The organism is Streptomyces sp. NPDC007164 (assembly GCF_040634135.1).
GTDB classification, from domain to species: Bacteria; Actinomycetota; Actinomycetes; order Streptomycetales; family Streptomycetaceae; genus Streptomyces; species Streptomyces sanglieri.
Genome location: NZ_JBEYFB010000003.1, coordinates 251717 through 267780, shown reverse-complemented (window position 1 = coordinate 267780; position 16064 = coordinate 251717). Strand labels below are relative to the sequence as shown.

General features: G+C 67.0%; 17 protein-coding genes. 6 read left to right on the top strand and 11 right to left on the bottom strand.

The genetic code is table 11. The annotated features are described in order from the left end of the window. Positions 1 to 56 precede the first annotated feature (56 nt). Positions 57 to 641, top strand: a complete 585-nt coding sequence (locus ABZ622_RS07835; RefSeq protein ID WP_360541431.1) for a response regulator transcription factor — start codon at positions 57 to 59, stop codon at positions 639 to 641. A gap of 22 nt (positions 642 to 663) precedes the next feature. On the opposite strand, the gene ABZ622_RS07830 is transcribed toward ABZ622_RS07835, so the two are convergent. Genes ABZ622_RS07830 through ABZ622_RS07820 form a run of 3 tightly spaced genes read right to left on the bottom strand, consistent with a single transcriptional unit; the run spans position 664 to position 5567 of the window. Beyond that, on the bottom strand, positions 664 to 2298 hold the full coding sequence (locus ABZ622_RS07830; protein ID WP_360541429.1) for an ABC-F family ATP-binding cassette domain-containing protein: 1635 nt from the start codon (positions 2296 to 2298) through the stop codon (positions 664 to 666). A gap of 59 nt (positions 2299 to 2357) precedes the next feature. Continuing rightward, on the bottom strand, positions 2358 to 3647 hold the full coding sequence (locus tag ABZ622_RS07825) for an MFS transporter (protein WP_360541427.1): 1290 nt from the start codon (positions 3645 to 3647) through the stop codon (positions 2358 to 2360). A gap of 57 nt (positions 3648 to 3704) precedes the next feature. Continuing rightward, positions 3705 to 5567: a YcaO-like family protein gene (locus tag ABZ622_RS07820; RefSeq protein WP_360541425.1), complete on the bottom strand. Its 1863-nt coding sequence runs from the start codon at positions 5565 to 5567 to the stop codon at positions 3705 to 3707. A gap of 412 nt (positions 5568 to 5979) precedes the next feature. Here ABZ622_RS07820 and ABZ622_RS07815 point away from each other — a divergent pair, with 412 nt between their 5' ends. The 4 genes from ABZ622_RS07815 to ABZ622_RS07800 all read left to right on the top strand — a co-directional run bounded on the left by ABZ622_RS07815 (position 5980) and on the right by ABZ622_RS07800 (position 10082). Next, a complete protein-coding gene (locus ABZ622_RS07815) occupies positions 5980 to 7698 on the top strand; it encodes an MBL fold metallo-hydrolase (protein WP_360541423.1) in 1719 nt (572 codons plus the stop codon). Positions 7699 to 7724: 26 nt separating this feature from the next. Next, positions 7725 to 9323 (top strand): DUF692 family multinuclear iron-containing protein, encoded by a 1599-nt coding sequence (locus ABZ622_RS07810; protein WP_360541421.1) that lies wholly within the window; start codon positions 7725 to 7727, stop codon positions 9321 to 9323. 104 nt (positions 9324 to 9427) lie between these two features. After that, complete coding sequence (locus ABZ622_RS07805) at positions 9428 to 9655, top strand: hypothetical protein (protein ID WP_360541419.1); 228 nt, start codon at positions 9428 to 9430, stop codon at positions 9653 to 9655. A 34-nt stretch (positions 9656 to 9689) separates the two neighbouring features. Then, positions 9690 to 10082 carry an SgcJ/EcaC family oxidoreductase gene (locus ABZ622_RS07800; RefSeq protein ID WP_360541417.1) on the top strand — a complete coding sequence of 131 codons (393 nt, stop codon included), beginning with the start codon at positions 9690 to 9692 and terminating at the stop codon, positions 10080 to 10082. Between the two features lie 83 nt (positions 10083 to 10165). On the opposite strand, the gene ABZ622_RS07795 is transcribed toward ABZ622_RS07800, so the two are convergent. Then, a complete protein-coding gene (locus ABZ622_RS07795; protein WP_360541415.1) occupies positions 10166 to 10342 on the bottom strand; it encodes a DUF397 domain-containing protein in 177 nt (58 codons plus the stop codon). A 2-nt stretch (positions 10343 to 10344) separates the two neighbouring features. Continuing rightward, positions 10345 to 11223, bottom strand: coding sequence for a helix-turn-helix transcriptional regulator (locus ABZ622_RS07790; protein WP_360541413.1), 879 nt, complete (start codon positions 11221 to 11223; stop codon positions 10345 to 10347). Between the two features lie 227 nt (positions 11224 to 11450). Here ABZ622_RS07790 and ABZ622_RS07785 point away from each other — a divergent pair, with 227 nt between their 5' ends. Further along, positions 11451 to 11942 carry an ATP-binding protein gene (locus ABZ622_RS07785; protein ID WP_360541411.1) on the top strand — a complete coding sequence of 164 codons (492 nt, stop codon included), beginning with the start codon at positions 11451 to 11453 and terminating at the stop codon, positions 11940 to 11942. 6 nt (positions 11943 to 11948) lie between these two features. Here ABZ622_RS07785 and ABZ622_RS07780 read toward each other — a convergent pair whose 3' ends face one another. The 6 genes from ABZ622_RS07780 to ABZ622_RS07755 form a co-directional block, all read right to left on the bottom strand. Further along, positions 11949 to 12416 (bottom strand): hypothetical protein, encoded by a 468-nt coding sequence (locus ABZ622_RS07780; RefSeq protein WP_360541409.1) that lies wholly within the window; start codon positions 12414 to 12416, stop codon positions 11949 to 11951. An 83-nt stretch (positions 12417 to 12499) separates the two neighbouring features. After that, positions 12500 to 12730, bottom strand: a complete 231-nt coding sequence (locus tag ABZ622_RS07775; protein ID WP_360541407.1) for a DUF397 domain-containing protein — start codon at positions 12728 to 12730, stop codon at positions 12500 to 12502. Between the two features lie 141 nt (positions 12731 to 12871). Further along, the gene (locus tag ABZ622_RS07770) at positions 12872 to 13708 is read right to left on the bottom strand and encodes a Scr1 family TA system antitoxin-like transcriptional regulator (protein ID WP_360541405.1); all 837 of its coding nucleotides are present in this window, start codon (positions 13706 to 13708) and stop codon (positions 12872 to 12874) included. Then, a complete protein-coding gene (locus ABZ622_RS07765; protein WP_360541403.1) occupies positions 13692 to 14216 on the bottom strand; it encodes a DUF6879 family protein in 525 nt (174 codons plus the stop codon). Before ABZ622_RS07765 ends, ABZ622_RS07770 begins: the two co-directional genes overlap by 17 nt. Further along, the gene (locus tag ABZ622_RS07760) at positions 14200 to 14406 is read right to left on the bottom strand and encodes a hypothetical protein (protein WP_360541401.1); all 207 of its coding nucleotides are present in this window, start codon (positions 14404 to 14406) and stop codon (positions 14200 to 14202) included. Before ABZ622_RS07760 ends, ABZ622_RS07765 begins: the two co-directional genes overlap by 17 nt. Before the next feature lie 239 nt (positions 14407 to 14645). Then, positions 14646 to 16064 (bottom strand): dihydrolipoamide acetyltransferase family protein, encoded by a 1419-nt coding sequence (locus ABZ622_RS07755; RefSeq protein WP_360541399.1) that lies wholly within the window; start codon positions 16062 to 16064, stop codon positions 14646 to 14648.

Here is a 16064-nt window from a genome sequence, read left to right as displayed (position 1 = left end):
GGGCACAGGGGGCGCCCGTCAATCAGGCCGGACCAGTGAGCGGGGTTGAGGAAGCGATGTACCGAATCGGATTGCTGCACAGCCATCCACTGATCGCCTGGGCCGTGGACCGGGCGCTGGCCACCGTCCCCGACCTCTCGGTCAGCCTGCTCGATGCGAACTCCGCTGTCCCGGACTCCCGGTGCGACGATGCGTACGATGTCCTGATCACGAACCAGGTCCCCGACCCATGTGATCGGTCATCAGGCGCCAGGGCTCCCAAGGCATCCCGTGTTCTTGTGATGTCGCCCTTGCCCGAGGGGATCGCAGCCGAGACGTTCGGTGCCGACGGCTACGTCAGCGAGTTCAGTTCACCGAGCGAACTGGTCCGAGCAGTACATGAAGCAGCCTTGGCCGGGCAACCTCCCTCGGGTGCCCGGACCACCGAGGTGTCGGCGGACGAACGCCCCGTTTTGTCCAGGCGGGAGCAGCAGGTACTCGGCTTCATTGCGGATGGGCTGACACATGCGCAAGTAGCCAGGCGGCTTGCCATCAGCCAGCACACCGTCGACACCTACGTAAAGCGAATCCGGCGCAAATTGAGGGTCGGGAACAAAGCTGAACTCGCCAGGGCGGCGTTGGCCATGTGCCGGGCGGCCTGAGGGCTGTCCAGCAGCAGCGGCCTCATGAGCCGCTGAGCTCGGTGACCTCCACCGTTGTGTCGATGCGTACCGACTCGGCGAGCCTCCGATCATGGGTGACCAGCAGAAGAGAGCCCGAGAAACTGTCCAACGCCTGCTCCAGCTGTTGAACCGCCTCGATGTCCAGGTGGTTCGTCGGCTCGTCCAGGACCAGGCAGTTGACTCCTCTCGCCTGGAGCAGTGCCAGACCCGCGCGGGTCCGCTCCCCCGGCGACAGGTTCCGTGCCACACGCAGGGCCGCCTCCCCACCCAGACGGAACTTGGCCAGCAGGGTCCGGGCCTCGGTCGCATCGAGGCCGGTCTCCGACCTCAGTACATCGACCACGGGCAGGCTGGTGTCGAACAGTCGCCTGGTCTGGTCGATCTCTCCGACCACCACACCGGCGCCGGCCCGTTGCGCACCACTTTCCAGAGGTATCCGGCCGAGCAGGCACTCCAACAGGGTTGTCTTTCCCGAGCCGTTCGGGCCGGAGATCCGGATCCGCTCACCCCGGCCCACCTCAAGGTCGATCGGCCCGAGAGTGAACGCCCCCCGGCGTACCACGGCTGCCCGCAGGGCCAGGGACACATCGCCCGTCCCCGCCGTCTCCGCGATCGAGAATCTCAGTTGCCAGGGTTCCCGTACCTGTTCGGGAGCCTGCCGGTCGAGTCGTTCGACCGCGCGGTCCGCTTTCGCCGCGGCCGCGCCGGTCTGCTGGGCCCCGGCGATGCGTGACGCCTTGCGGAACTTGTCCCCGTCGGGCTGACGGCGCGGATTCATCGCGCGCTGCGCACCTTCCCGGGACCACTGGCGTTGGGTCCGCGCCGTGTCGACCAGGCGGCGACGGTCCGCCTCATGCGCGCTGTACGCGTCGATGGCACGCCGACGGGCCAGCGACCGCTCCGCGACGAAGGCGTCCCAGCCCCCGCCGTACTCCGTGCCCCGGCGCGTGAACTCGTCCAGCTCGACGATGCGGTTCACCGTCGCCGAGAGAAACGCCCTGTCATGACTGACCAAGGCGATTCCGGCCCGTGCCGTGCGCACATGGTGCTCCAGACGGTCCAGACCGTCGGCATCCAGATCGTTGGTGGGTTCATCGAGAAGCAGGACATCCGGCTGCGCCAGCAGCACCGCCGCCAAAGCCAAGCGGGCCCGCTGGCCACCGGACAGGCGGGCCGTCTCCCGCCTGTCCGGATCCAGTCCCAGATCCGAGGCGACCACCGTCGCGCGCTCCGGCAGATCCGCGCCGCCCAGCGAGAGCCAGGTCTCCCAGGCATCCGCGTAGACGTCACCGGCCCGGGGCTCCTCGCGCTCCAGAGCAGCGGTGGCCTCGTCGAGCGCCGCCTGCGCAGCGGTCACTCCGGTCCGGCGGGCCAGATACTCCGCCGTGCTCTCGCCGGCGAGCACATCGGCCTCCTGCGCCAGCCTGATCACGGTGGTCGTCCGTGGCGCGCGGACAACCGTTCCGCTCTCCGGTGCCAGTTCGCCGGCGAGGACCTTGAGCAGGGTCGACTTCCCCGTACCGTTGGGCGCCACGATGCCTACTCGGTCTCCCCTGCCGAGTGAGAGGCTCACGCCGCCGAGCACGGTGGCACCGCCGAAGGCCAGTTCCACGTCCCGGCAATCGATGCGAGTCATGCGACACCTTCTCCTTGTCATTCCGAGCCGGTCCGAGCCGGTTCCGAGTCAGCTGCGAGTCAGCTCCGGACAATGCTCTCGACGGACTCGGGGCTCTTGTCGGCAGTACGTGTACGGGTGGCGAACTGGGCCGTGCCGGGCACGGCGAGTGCTCCATAGGTGGACAGCAGCAGTACGACGGCAGCCAGGGCCGCGAAGGGCGCCACTCCGACGAACCGGACGAGCAGCGGTGTCACGGCGAGCGCGATGGGCTGGAGGCCGAAGCTGGCCAGCCCCTCCAGGGCGAATACCCGGCCCTGGACCTGCTCCGGAAACTCCTTCTGGAGCGAGCTGTACCAGAGGACCATGAAGCAGCCGACTCCGGCCGAACCGGCGGCACCGGCCGCGCAGAACATCCAGAACGGCACGTCGACGGCGAGGCACACCGGCGTCAGCACGCACGGAGCCAGCGCGTTCATGGCCCACAGTCCCGGACGGCCGGAGGAAACCCTGCCGCCCAGCAATGAACCGATCACCGAGCCCGCGAGCGTGGCGGCACTGACCCACCCGAAGGCGGAGATGCCGTAACGGGCCTGGCTGACCAACGGAACCAGAATGTAGTTCGGGGCGAAGAGGAAGAACACCTGCACCGTGCCCTGGAGCATCAGGACCGATACCCAGGGCCTCCGACGGACCTCGACGAGGCCCTCCCGCGCCTCGGCCAGCATCCCCCGCAGTCCGCCCGGCTCGTCGGCCCCCGGCTCGTCGGCCCGCGAACCAGCAACGGCACCGGCGGCGGCACGGACGGGCGGCAGCCGCAGCCAGACCAGTGTGACCAGGCTGACCACGAACGTGGCAACGTCCACCAGAAGGGTCTTCGGCGGCGAGATCCCGGCGAGCATGACGCCTGCCAGCAGGGCCCCGGCCATCGAGCCGATCCGCTTGGTGGACACGTCCAGGGCGTACGCCTGCTGCCGCAGGTCCTCCGGCACCACCTGCGTGAGGGCCGCGCGATGAGCGGGCTCGTACAGCGCCGCGCCCGCTCCGGTCATCGCCGCCGCGGCGAGCAGCAGCGCGAGCGGCCCCTGCGAGGCGAAGAAGAAGAAGCCGACGATCCCGGCCAGGCGGAGGATGTCCGCGAGGGCCATCACAAAGCTGCGGGAGTACCGGTCGGCGACCACCCCGCCGGCCAGCAGCAGGACGCCCATGACGGCGGACTCCACCGCCAGTACCAGACCGAAGGTACCCGGGCCGCGGTCCGGAACCACCAGGGCCGCGAGCACCACGACGGTGAGCTGGTTGCCCACCGTGCTCGTCACCTGCCCGAGCCAGAAGGCCAGGTATCGCCGGCTACGGAACAGATCGCGCATTTGAGGTTGCGACATAGTCTTTCTCGCCAGAGTGGAGGGAGAGCGGGGCCACGGCCATCACCCAAGAGGATGCGGCCACCGTGCGTCGACATCGAGTTCGGGACCCAACACCTCGGCCGCGCGGCTCCGGAAGGCCGGCGACGCGGTGCCGAAGTCGACGATGAGCAACCGTTCGGATGTGGCCCGGGAAATCTTCCATCGCCGTTCGTCCGGCCCTTCCGCCGAGAGGTCCTCGACAGTGACCGCCGACCTCAAAGTCTCGATACCTGTGCTGCCGCATCGCACAGGGCGTGGGGGACCGGCGCTGAACAGGAAACGCGTCTGGTCCACCAGGACCCGTCGATGTGCGAACCATGCTTCGTGCTCCCATGGTTGGCTCAACGTACCGGTGACGGGGTTCTCCTCGGTGAAGACCGAAGTCTTCCGCAGCACCAAGCGGTACACCAGCGCTTTGGCGATCTCCCGCAACGCCCTTGCCGCGGCCTCGGGCTCGTCGGCGCCGGCCCCGGAAGACGTGATGATTCCGCCGTGCCCCTCGGCATGGACCACGGCCATGACCGCTGGAACACCATGGACCGGGTCGGCGATGTCCAGCAGGCTCAACTGCACACCCCCGGACCGGCAGAGGGACAGCACCGCATCGGCGAGCGGGCTGCTCGGCGGCTGAAGCCCCGCCGGCGTCTGCCGCGTCAGCCAGGTGCGCAGGAAGCAGTGGCGCTCGTACAGCTCATACATCGCCGCATCGGCGGCTGCCGAGTAGCGGGTGTGCGCGGCCATGCCGTTGCTGTTGCCGAGCCGGCGGCGGGAGCCCAGGAGAGCCAGCCGCTCCGCGAGTTCACCTCTGGCTCGAAGGCGCGCGCCATCGGCACTGGTGTCGACCCCGAAGCCGCATTCCCGGCCGCCGTCGGTCTTCGGTCCGTAGGCGTTGGCGTAATACAGGGACTGCCCGTTGACCAGGATGCACTTGATCTCTTCGGCCTTGACCCAGTCGGTGCCGGAGGAGTTGCCGTCCGCGGGAACCGCACCCACGGCATAGAGGGGTACGGTGCCTTCGCCCAGGCCGAGATGGTGTGCCACCGCGCGGTCGTCGAAGCCGCCGAAAGGCCGGCAGTCGATACCGGCGGCTCCCAGTACCTGGATCAGCGCCTGCGCGGCATGGCCGGCTTCGATCAAGGCGTATCGGTAGCCGCGGGGTCCGTACTTGGCTGTCGCATCGGCCAGATCCGCCACGAGCCAGAACCTCGTCGTCACGGCGGCAAGAGTCGGGTCCAGTCCCAACTCTTCGGCGCGGGAGGCCGCTTGGGATGAGACAAGTCGCCCCGACCGGGGATCGAACGCGATCAACTCGTCTCCGGTGCCGTCTGCGCCGCTCTGCTCGGCGACCAGGCGTACGGGATAGAGGGCACCGGCGGACGGATAGAGCCGGCTGTCCGGATCGTGCAAGGTCCGCATGACCGACCAGAGCCGCCCCTGGTCCACCGCCTTCGCACGAGGGCCGTCGAAAGGCGCGAAGCTCGGCGCACGACGCAAGGGAAGCGGCAGGTCGAGGCCGTCGGAAACGCCACCCGGCAGGAAGCGCTTCACCCGGCCACGCATTTGATACAGCGTCAACTCGTCGTGCGTGTAGGCGAGACCACGATTGATCGGAACCGATGATTCGGCATGCATGCGCAGGGCCTGCAGATGCGCCGCATGGGCGCCTCGCGTGACAAGGCCGTGCCCGCTCAGAGACAGGGCGACGTCTTGGGGAATCTCGCTCGCCGGTACCGGGTTCTCGGTCATCTCCAGCAGACGGCTTCGGAGCTCCGGATCCGGAACGCGGACCTTCATCCGAAGTTTCGGAGAACGGAATGTAATCAGCGCGTCCTCGGCGGTGACCGAAACACCGGGCGAGTACTCAAGCAATCCATCCTGGCCCATGGGGGCACCCTCCGGGTTTGCAGTAGTGGTACAGCCGCGGGGCCCGCTGTGGCACCAGAATTCTGGGGCCACAGCGGGCAGATCCCTTTTCTCGGACTACTGGCAGCGAGAGTTCGCCGGGATCTGGAACTCGGTGTCGAACTCCTCGATCTCCTCGATGATGATCTCGGTGCTGGAGTTCTCGTTGACCTTCGGCTCCATGATTTTCTCCTTTTCGATGGAGAGCGATCCCGACGGGCTTCCCGGCGGGATTCCGGTCCGAACCGGATGGCATGACTTGACCACGCCCGACAGCGCTCGGTCAATAGATTCAGGCGTCTGCGGCTGTACCCGAATCAGGGGACTGGTGAGCCTTGATAAAGGGGTCGACAATGATCTGGAAACTGCCGATCCCGAGGGCAAGAGGTGAACCATGCGAGTCACGAGGGTCCAGCACACATGCTTCGTCTTCGACACCGAGGACGGGCGGCTCGTCGTCGATCCCGCACTGGACTACTTCGGCAACCTCTGGAGCCCCCGCGGCCGGAACAGGATGGCGAGTCAGCTCCTCGACGGCGTATCGGCCGTGGTCATCACCCATTCCCACAGTGATCACTTCCATCTGCCGACGCTGCTGCACTTCGACCGGGACATTCCGATCGCCGTGCCATCCGGCGACGGGGCTTCGGATTTCCCGATGGCAGCGGAGCTTGCTGATTACGGATTCACGAACGTCATCGGGATGGAGCCGATGGAGGCCGTGCGACTCGCCGGCATCGACGTGACTTCCATCCCGGCACCCGACTCGATCGAGGGAATACCTCAGCAGTCCCTGCTGCTGGAGAGGGAAGATCTGCGCATCCTGCACGGCGCGGACACGTTGGAAGATTTTGAAACTCTTGAGAAAATCGCGCGCGACCGGCCCATACGCATCGCCATGCTCCCCCTGAATTGCAGCCTGAACTATCAGAACCTGCGAAATCAGATGTCACCCGGCACTTTCCTGGAGGCCGCAAGAATTCTCCAGCCCGAGGCCATGGTCCCGCTCGGCGTGAACGAAGGTCCACGACGTGGCATCACGGCGACGGACGTGCCGTGGTTCCCGCACGGCGAAGCGTTGTACCGGGATCGCGCCTTTCTCGCCGCCCACCCCGAGGGCTCCCGGCTTCTGGCGATCGAGGACGGCCAGTCCCTGCACGTGCAGGGAAGCGCTCCGCTGGAATCCGTCGAGAGTCTGGTCGAAGCGGCGGACAACGGCTCCAGCGACGTGGAGATCGTGCTGGGCAGGTTCTGGTCGCTCCTGATCGACGTACATGTCCGTGACCGGTACTACTTCGGACTGGTCCTGGACCGGGAACACGGGCAGTGGCGCGATGCCTGGCTGGAGTGTCGCTCACGGCTGGAGGAACTGCTGGCGGACTGGGACAAGGTTCTGCTCAGCGCGGTCGAGGGTCTTCCCGAAGGCCGCGTCAAAGCACCGGTACTGCGCTACTTTCCGCGCACCGTCGGCAGGTTGACCTCCCAGGGCGACAGTCTCGCGCAACTCGTTCTCGACAGCCTGTGGCTGCTGGAACCCGGACTCAGCGAGCAGGACTACGTACAAGCGCTGTACGGCCTGCTGGCGGCGCGGGTCAGGTCCGACCCTTCGGACCTGTGGCACTGCCGCAGGGAGTACTCCGGCTGGCTCCAGGCACGTCAGGAGCGGAAGCGGCCGGCATTGCCGCGGGGCTTCGACGAGAACGCCGCGGACCAATGGCTGCGCCGCCAGGCAGCTGCTGATCGCCGTTCGGCGGACTATGTCCATCCTCGGATCAATCCGATCTTCGGCCCCTTCGACGTGTCCGGAGTGCCCAGCCTCAACGGCGAGCCGTCGCAGGACGGGCCCGTACTGGCGCTGCACACCCTGAGGCACCGGAACGGGCGCGCCAAATCAGTCGCCACCGTGCTGCGGGGGACGGAGGCGCGGCTGGCCGAGGCCGTCGTCCAGGCCGACGGAACCGCCTCGATCGCCGAACTCTGCGACCGGCTGGACCTGTCCACCTCGGACTTCGAACAGTTTCAGCTGCGGCTGGGAGGTTTCGATCCGTACTGCCTCGAAGGCCACTGGTACCCGAGCGAAGCACTGGCCTGGCGACCCGACTTCCGGGCGTGAACTCCGCTAGCAGGAAGGCTGATCCAATGCCCTTCGGACCCGAATACTTCTCCGCCCTGCCCCGCTACGGAGTGGGCTTGGGGGTCAATCCGTCCGATATGCACGAGGACTACCTCGGTCGCGCCCGGATCGATCTGGACTTCTTCGAGGTCACGTCACCGGCTGTGCGGCACCAGGGCCCGGTGAACTACCGCGAGATCCAGCGCAGGCGGACGGCGCCGGCGGGCTTCCGGCATCTGCGAATCCCCGAGCTGGCCGCGGACCATCGCGTTCTGGTGCACAGCACGGACCTCAACCCCGTCTATCCGCAGGCCCCCGAGCCGGATGGTCTGGACAGCCTGCGTTCGCTCGTCGCCGTCGCCGACGCCCCATGGGTGACCGAAGATCTCGGCGTGTGGCTGATGAGTGAGCGGCACGTCTACCCGTACTTCATGCAGTTCCCGGTCACGGACACCACCCTCGCGGTGACCGTGGACAACGTCCATCGCATCCATCAGGGCCTCGGTGTCCCGTTCAACGCCGAGTTCCCGCCGATGACCATGGAAGTCGGGGACATGCACGCGTTCGACTTCTTCCGGACGCTGGTGAGCGAGACCGGCGCGGGAATGTGCCTGGACATCGGGCATGTGCTCAGCTACCAGATCGCCCGGGGCGCGTCTCCCACCGCGGACTTCCACCGTCTGCCCTGGGACCACATCACGGAGATCCATCTCGCGGGTGGCGGAATAGATCTGCACTCCCATGGCTACCAGTACGACGACAGCCATGGTGATGCCCCCGTCATCTCAGTCTGCTTCGACATGCTGGACGAGATCGTCAAGGCCGCGCCCAACCTCCGCGCCATCACACTGGAGGTCTTCGGAGCCAAGGCGCCCAGGAAGGCCTTGGCCAGTCTGCGGACCATCCGGGAACGCCCCACCGTCGCGGCCTGGTTGGAAGGCCGGGGCGAACCTGCCACGCCTCTGCCCCAACTCGACGAAGCACGTGCCCGGACGCGCGAGGCGGTCGTCGGCATGTACGACCTCCTGCACGGCGGCGAGAAGGTGTCCGGCAAAACCCTCGCTGCCGCGGGCGAGCCGGTGCTTCAGTCCTTCGCACATGCCGAACAGAAGCGGTGGGAGTACGACCGGATACAGCGTCTGCGGATACACGGGACGAACGTGTCGAGCTACTTTCCGCTGACCGCCGGCTGGCTGATGCACCGGGAGCAGATCGAGGAGACAGAACTGTTCGAACGCCTGGTTCCACGCCTGGGAGGTTCCGAGGTCACCATGTGGGACAAGGTCAATACGATGTTCGAGGCGCTGGTCACAGAACGGCCGGACGACCGGGTCGGGCCTGAACTGTTCCGTGCCGAACAGTGGATGAACACGTGCGCCGCCGCTCGGAGCAAGGACGAGACAGCAGAGTTCACCGTGCGTGTCCAGCGCGTCATCACGGGCTTGAAGACGGGCTGTCTCGCACCGAACCGGCTCCTGTCGGATGAGCCGGTCACCATGCGGCACCTGGGCGAATGCCGATTCGAGATGGTCGGGGGCGAGTCCGACCTGCATGACGTTCCCACCGTCGGCACCGCGCCCCACCCCGCCGAGCCCGGCCGTGCTGCCTGCTGCAGCGGTCAGTGACAAGGGAGTTGACGGCGTTCGTACGATGGTGAGGAAACGCATCAACGCCCGCCCCGGGCCCGTGAGCCGGGCGGGCCGAGCGGGGGAAGAAAGGTGCGTGCCCGGTGTCTGTCGGGCTCCTCTCCACGATTGCCGCCGTGTTCTACGGGGGCACGGTCTCCGTCCTCGCCCTCACCGCGACCTTCGCCCGGCGTCGCACACTGCGACGTGAAGCGCGCAGCACCCTCGCCCTGCTGGTTCCGGGGAGGGCGGTGGAGTCGGAGCGTCAGCCGGCCCGGCCGGGTCGGTCCGACGACCGGACCGGCCCGGCCGATCTCGCAGCCGGGCCTTGACCTCAAGTCCGCTTGAGATCCCAGAGTGATCTGCATGAACACCGAAACCGCAGACATCAAAGCCATCGAACAGGTCGTCGCCACCGTCGAGCGCGCTCAGCGCGCCAAGGACGTCGATGGCTTCCTCGCGCTCTTCCACCCCGACGCCATCTGGACCACCGGCCACGGCAAGGCCCTGATCGGCTTCGACGCGATCGCCGAATTCACCCGCACCGTGCTCCCCGCGGCCAGCTGGGAGGGTGAGATCACCTACGAGGCCGTGCACACGCAATTCCTGCGGCCCGACGTGGCGGCCGTCAAGGTTCGGCAGGTCTACCACTCACCGGAGGGCGAAGAGGAAGGCACTCCGCTCTACGTCATGACGAAGCAGGATGACGGAAGGTGGCTGCTGCACGCCTGCCAGAACACGGCAGTGTGGGTCGAGTAGGCCTCGACGTCACGGCCGGCGGCGGCGCGGAGGACATCGCAGGCAACCTCCTCGCCCTCGCCGTTCCACCGCCGCGCCTACGGTTACCGGCGCAGGCCTGTCATGAAGGTGTCCCACGCGGCGGGGGCGAGGACGAGAAGCGGGCCGTCGGGGCGCTTGGAGTCGCGGACGGCGACGGTGTGGGGGATGTTGCGGGCCACTTCGACGCACTCGCCGTTTCCGCTGCTGTAGCTGGACTTGACGAACTCGAAGTGCGGCACGACTACAACTCCTTGCGAATACGCCCTATCAGAGCGATGGAATCGCGGGGAGCGAGTCCGCTTCTGGCGATTCGACCGAACGTGACGTTGTGACGCGCGGCATCCGACTCGCTCTCAAGCCACAGAGTAGACGACGTGGTGTCCATGTAAACCACGTCCATCGCACCGGGCTCGGCAAATGACACGATGCTAAAAGCGCTGGTCATGCCCGGGTGCGAGCCCGCGAGGAACGGGACAACCTGCACTGTGACATTTGGCTCGGCGGCAGTCTCAGCCAGACGCTCCAGTTGGGCACGCATCACGTCACGGCCACCGACCAATTGCCGCAGCGCCCCTTCCGCGACGATCGCCCACAACGCAAGAGGACTGCCGTCCGCGAGGCGCGCTTGGCGTGCGATCTTCGCTTCGACGAAGCGCTCGATCTCGTCGGGGTCGTCCCAATCCGCGTTGCCGACGGCGAGCGCCCTGGCGTAGTCCGGCGTCTGGAGCAGGCCCGGCACGAACGCCCCTTGCCAGGTTCTGACCCCCTTGGCGATGTCTTCGAGCGCGACGTACTCGACCAGCGACCGCAGCTCCGGATACTGGTTCCACCAGCCCTTCGCCTTGCGGCGTTCCCGATCCATCCGGGCCACCTCCAGCAGGCGGTCGACGAGCTGCGCGTCATCGAGACCGTAGAACTCACAGAGGGCCCGGATGTCCGGATCCCTCATCGGAACCCATCCCTGCTCCATCTTCACGATCTTCGAGTTGGTCGCGCTGATGACCTGAGCAGCCTGTTGCTGCGTCTTCCCCGAGGCATCTCGAAAACGCAGCAACTCGCTGCCGAGCCTGCGCCCCAGGACAGTTGACGACCGATTGCCTTGCCGAGTCGCTCGATTCACCGCACCAGTGTGGCCTCCCACAGCACAGACAGTCGACCACTGTCGCCCGTTGGAGACAATTGGCTCCGTTTCACTTGCCTCCGACTTACCGGAGTCGCTACGTTCAGCTTGCAACCGCTCGCACAGCGGAATCAGTCGGCGGAAGTGCACCGCCCTGCCTCGCGCCCAGAATCGGCGCCCCGCAGGCGCGGCATCGCCACGGCCCGCACCCACGGAGGCACGCGTCCATGACCGCAGCCGAACAGATCTCCGTTCCCGAACCCACCCCCGAACCCGTCCTCCGAGAGGACTGGCTCGACTTCACCCCCACCGCCCAGAGCGTCTCCTTCTCCCGACGCCGCACCGCGCGGCTCGTACAGGAGTGGGGGCATCCGGGGCTGGCCGGCGACGCGGCCTTGCTGGTCAGTGAGTTGGCGACCAACGCGTTACTGCACGGCGCCATCCGGGGGCGGCTCTTCCGCGTCCACCTCACGCTCACCGCGACCACGCTCCGGATCGCGGTCAGCGACCCGTGGTGCGACCGGCTGCCGGTTCTGCGCGAGGCGACGGCCGACGAGTGCTACGGGCGGGGGCTCCGGCTCGTCGCGCGGATCGCGGACCGCTGGGGCGTAGAGCCGCGCACCGTGGGCAAGACCGTGTTCGCCGAACTCGCCCTGCGGCAGGGGCCGGACATGCCGACGGGCCCGCGCGCACTCCGCGCGGGCCCATCGTGTAGCTGAGTCGTTCTACCGCAACGGGCACTCCAGTCCCGGCATGGCCCGATTCGAAGAACAGCACACCAGGGCCAGAGACAGGAACGAAGGCCGCTCAAGGTAGAACCCGTGTGACACGTCCCCACCCCAACCAATCCGGTCAGAGGCGGAATTGACCAGTATCGCCATGCGCGCACCCTCGCGGTCCGAATCGGAGACGAACCGGGGCGCGTGCTCGCTGAGCCGTTCCCCGAACCATTCCGCTGCTTCCCTCGGCTGCCCCCAGGTTCCGCGCACCAACTCCCGGGGCTTGATGAGCCAGTACGCCGTTTCGAGCGGCGGGAGGTCCACAACGGGAAACCCCGTCTTCACTTCCCTGTACCGCTGAGCCGACTCCGGCTTGCCGTCCGCCGAGGGCGGATCAGGGTGGGGAGGCCGTCTCAGGGCCTCCTCGTCGAAACGCTGCTTGGCACCGCTCCATATGTAGCCGTGATAGTGCAACTGCTCCTCCCTTCCTGAGCAGTTGAAGGCGACCTCCGCCCTTCCGGGTGAGCAGAGATCGCCGGCCGACGAGGGCGGGCCGCTCAGGCCGAGATGGTGAAGCGGGTCGGGTCGACGCCGGCCGCGTTCAGTTCGGCAGTGGTGAACCTCAGCGGCTCCGCACCGGGCCGCTTGCTGTCGCCCAGCGCCCACGCGTCGGGGCCGATCTTCGCCAGCGTGGCGCAGGACTCTCCGTCCGGATGCGTGTTGCCCCCGCACGCCTTACGGAACGTGGCTTCCTCGACGGGCAGGCTGTACAGGTCTGATTCGGACATGGGTGTGCCTTTCTACGCGATCAGCGACGGGTAGATATGCCGACCACCCTCTGCCTGTAATTCTTCGGCCCGGTCGGCATGGATACATCATCGGGCTGCCGATGATGTATCTCCAGCTTTATTCGCGTTACCGAATAAAGATCACTGGCGGAATGACCAGGCCCATTTGTACAACAGCACTCGCGCATCGTCCCCGAAGAGGGCATGCGCCTCGTAACCGGTGAACCGGTCCAGGAGTGAACGAACGTCTTTGGGGTTACGAAAGACGGCTGCACCGAGGTCCGTCTCAATGGTTGCCAAGCGGTCGTCGTAAACGGTGAACGTACTCAATGGAGCGTTGCTGAACTTTACCCGCATGGGCAGGACACCAACCCGGATATTTGCCTGCAGGGCGAGCGAGGCCAGCCGGTCGATCTGCATGGCCATCGCGTCCATCGGCAGCAGTGGATATCTGACGGCCTGCTCGGTGAGGAGAAACGTGAAGCGCTTGGCTCGGTCGAACAGCACGGACTGCCGGTCCAGCTTCATACCGATCGCCTTGGCCTGTTGCGCCGGTGGAGCGTGGGCGATGCTCTCCCTGATGTACTCCGGCGTGGCCAGCAGACCCGTGTTCATGGACAGCAGGAAGTGCCGGAACTCACTGGTCGCGGCCTCCAGCCCGGCCAGTTCAAGTTGCTTCTTGTCGAGCCCCTTTCGATGCAGAGCTTTCCGGTCCTGCCATTCCGTCTGGGCCATTCGAGCCATGGCCATCACTTCAGCTGCCACGACGGGGGAAACTCCGATTCCCATCAGGATCTGCTCAACGTCCACCAAGGACGGCCGGATCCTGTTCCCTTCGATCCTGCTGATTTTGGACTGAGAAATATTGCAACGCACAGCAAGCCGGACTCCCGAGAGTCCGGCTTGCTTGCGCAGATGCTTGAGCATGGCTGCCAGTTCCAGACCGGACTGGCCAAGCCGGTCAGGCTCGAAGGCCACCGTTCACGTACTCCTCGAAAGGGACCGACTCGGCTATCGCGACCCGCTGGTATTCGATGAACGAGGAAACATCACCCTCGAACACCTCACGGCTGATCTGGCTCCCGTCCGCCTCGTAGTTCATGAGGACGACCTCTGCCTGGTCGAACATCCAGAAGTCCTGAACCTTGTCGAGGGGGTTGGCCCGGTTCGTCACGTCGAGAATCCGGATGTCGTCCCCCGCCCGACCATGCACCTCGTAGTAGCGGGCGAACTCGAATCGCAGGTAGTCGGAGAGCGGCTGCGTGACGATGTGCACCCGCCCGTTCCGCTTCCCCTCGGCGCGCTGGCGGGAGACGCGTTCCGTGTACGAGGAAGTCGAGTACGGGGCGACCGGCCGGCCCTCGCGAAAGGCTGCGAACTCTTGTGCCTCATGCGCTACGAGGTACTGCGGCAACGTCTCAAGCCGCCATGCCTCTCGTTTGATCCCCGCGAACCGCCGACGCCACTCGTCACCATCCAAGAGCACGTGCGGCCTCCTTCAGCACTTCTTCCGGAATCTCCACCAGGGCCTCTCCGGACGGCGGTGCGAACGCCTGGGAGACGCTTCCCTGAACGACCAGCGTGCCGTTCGACGTCCGGTAGACGTTCGGACAGTCCTCGTCGCCGCAGGTGCCATTCCCGTTACCGGTGAGCCGGGTCAGTTCCTCGCGTGCCATAGCTGTCGAGCCCCCTTGCCCTGGCCCCCTGCGGGCCGGTCGCCACGACGCTACGGCGGGGCAGAAGGGGCGTCTACGTACAGACGCACCTTATGCGCGTACTCGCATAAAGATCATGGTGGCTGACGGCGTGCGCCCGCAGAGGACACCCGTGGTCGGTTACCCCGATTCCAGCCACATGCCGATGGGTCCGCGCGAACTTCGCGCGGACCCATCTCGCACAGGTACCGAAGTGACCGCTACGCCCAGGTGATCAGGCGCTTCGGCTGTTCCAGGATCGCGGCGACGTCCGCCAGGACCTTGGAGCCGAGCTCGCCGTCGACCAGGCGGTGGTCGAACGACAGGGCCAGCGTGGTGACCTGACGGGGCTTCACCTTGCCCTTGTGGACCCACGGCTGGAGCTTGATCGCACCGACCGCGAGAATCGCGGACTCGCCCGGGTTCAGGATGGGCGTGCCCGTGTCGACGCCGAAGACGCCGACGTTGGTGATGGTCACCGTGCCGCCCGCCATCGCAGCGGGGGAGGTCTTGCCCTCGCGGGCGGTGGAGACCAGCTCGCCCAGGGACGCGGCCAGTTGCGGGAGCGTCTGTTCGTGCGCGTCCTTGATGTTCGGCACGATCAGTCCGCGCGGGGTCGCGGCGGCGATGCCCAGGTTGACGTAGTGCTTCTGGACGATCTCCTGGTTGGCCTCGTCCCAGGCGGCGTTGACCTCCGGGTTCCGCCTGATCGCGACCAGGAGGGCCTTGGCGATGAGCAGGAGCGGGTTGACCCGCACCCCCGCCATCTCCTTGTCCTCCTTGAGCTCCGCCACCAGCTTCATCGTGCGCGTCACGTCGACGGTCACGAACTCGGTGACGTGCGGCGCCGTGAAGGCGCTGCCGACCATCGCCTGGGCGATGGCCTTGCGTACGCCCTTGACCGGGATGCGGGTCTCGCGGGCGCCCACCGTGGTGACCACGGCCGGAGCCGGGGCCTGGGCCTCGGCCGCCACCGGAGCGGCGGCGATCGGCGCCGGGGCCTGTGCCGGTACGGGCGTGGCCGCCGCGTGCACGTCCTCGCGGGTGATGATCCCGCCCTCGCCGGTCGGGACGACCGTCGCCAGGTCGATGCCCAGGTCCTTGGCCAGCTTGCGGACCGGCGGCTTGGCCAGCGGCCGGCTCTCCGGGACCACCGCGCCGTGGCCGTTCATCTCGCCCTGGATCGCCGCCGCGGCGGCGGCCGGTACGGCAGCGGACGTACCCTTGCGGGCCCGGCGCTTGGTCGAGCTCTCGGCCACGCCGTACCCGACCAGGACCGGCTGGCGGCCCTTGGGCGCCTCCGGCTCCGACGGTTCCGGTTCCGCGACCGGCGCGGCGACAGCCGCCGGGGCCGTGTCGCCACTGCCCGGTGCCACGTCCACCGCGATGATCACCTGGCCGACGTCGACCGTCGTGCCCTCGGGGAAGCGCAGCTCGTGCACCACTCCGTCGAACGGGATCGGCAGCTCCACGGCCGCCTTCGCCGTCTCGACCTCGCACACGACCTGGCCGTCGGAGACGGTGTCGCCGGGCTGGACGAACCACTTGAGGATCTCGGCCTCGGTCAGTCCCTCGCCCACGTCGGGCATCTTGAACTCACGGAAGCGAGCAGCGTTGGAAGTGTCGGTCATCGTTGTCAC

Excerpts from the sequence above, each read along its gene's own strand:
- ABZ622_RS07835 (WP_360541431.1), top strand. The coding sequence starts at position 57 with ATGTACCGAATCGGATTGCTGCACAGCCATCCACTGATCGCCTGGGCC.
- ABZ622_RS07830 (WP_360541429.1), bottom strand. The coding sequence starts at position 2,298 with ATGACTCGCATCGATTGCCGGGACGTGGAACTGGCCTTCGGCGGTGCC.
- ABZ622_RS07825 (WP_360541427.1), bottom strand. The coding sequence starts at position 3,647 with ATGCGCGATCTGTTCCGTAGCCGGCGATACCTGGCCTTCTGGCTCGGG.
- ABZ622_RS07820 (WP_360541425.1), bottom strand. The coding sequence starts at position 5,567 with ATGGGCCAGGATGGATTGCTTGAGTACTCGCCCGGTGTTTCGGTCACC.
- ABZ622_RS07815 (WP_360541423.1), top strand. The coding sequence starts at position 5,980 with ATGCGAGTCACGAGGGTCCAGCACACATGCTTCGTCTTCGACACCGAG.
- ABZ622_RS07810 (WP_360541421.1), top strand. The coding sequence starts at position 7,725 with ATGCCCTTCGGACCCGAATACTTCTCCGCCCTGCCCCGCTACGGAGTG.
- ABZ622_RS07800 (WP_360541417.1), top strand. The coding sequence starts at position 9,690 with ATGAACACCGAAACCGCAGACATCAAAGCCATCGAACAGGTCGTCGCC.
- ABZ622_RS07785 (WP_360541411.1), top strand. The coding sequence starts at position 11,451 with ATGACCGCAGCCGAACAGATCTCCGTTCCCGAACCCACCCCCGAACCC.
- ABZ622_RS07775 (WP_360541407.1), bottom strand. The coding sequence starts at position 12,730 with ATGTCCGAATCAGACCTGTACAGCCTGCCCGTCGAGGAAGCCACGTTC.
- ABZ622_RS07760 (WP_360541401.1), bottom strand. The coding sequence starts at position 14,406 with ATGGCACGCGAGGAACTGACCCGGCTCACCGGTAACGGGAATGGCACC.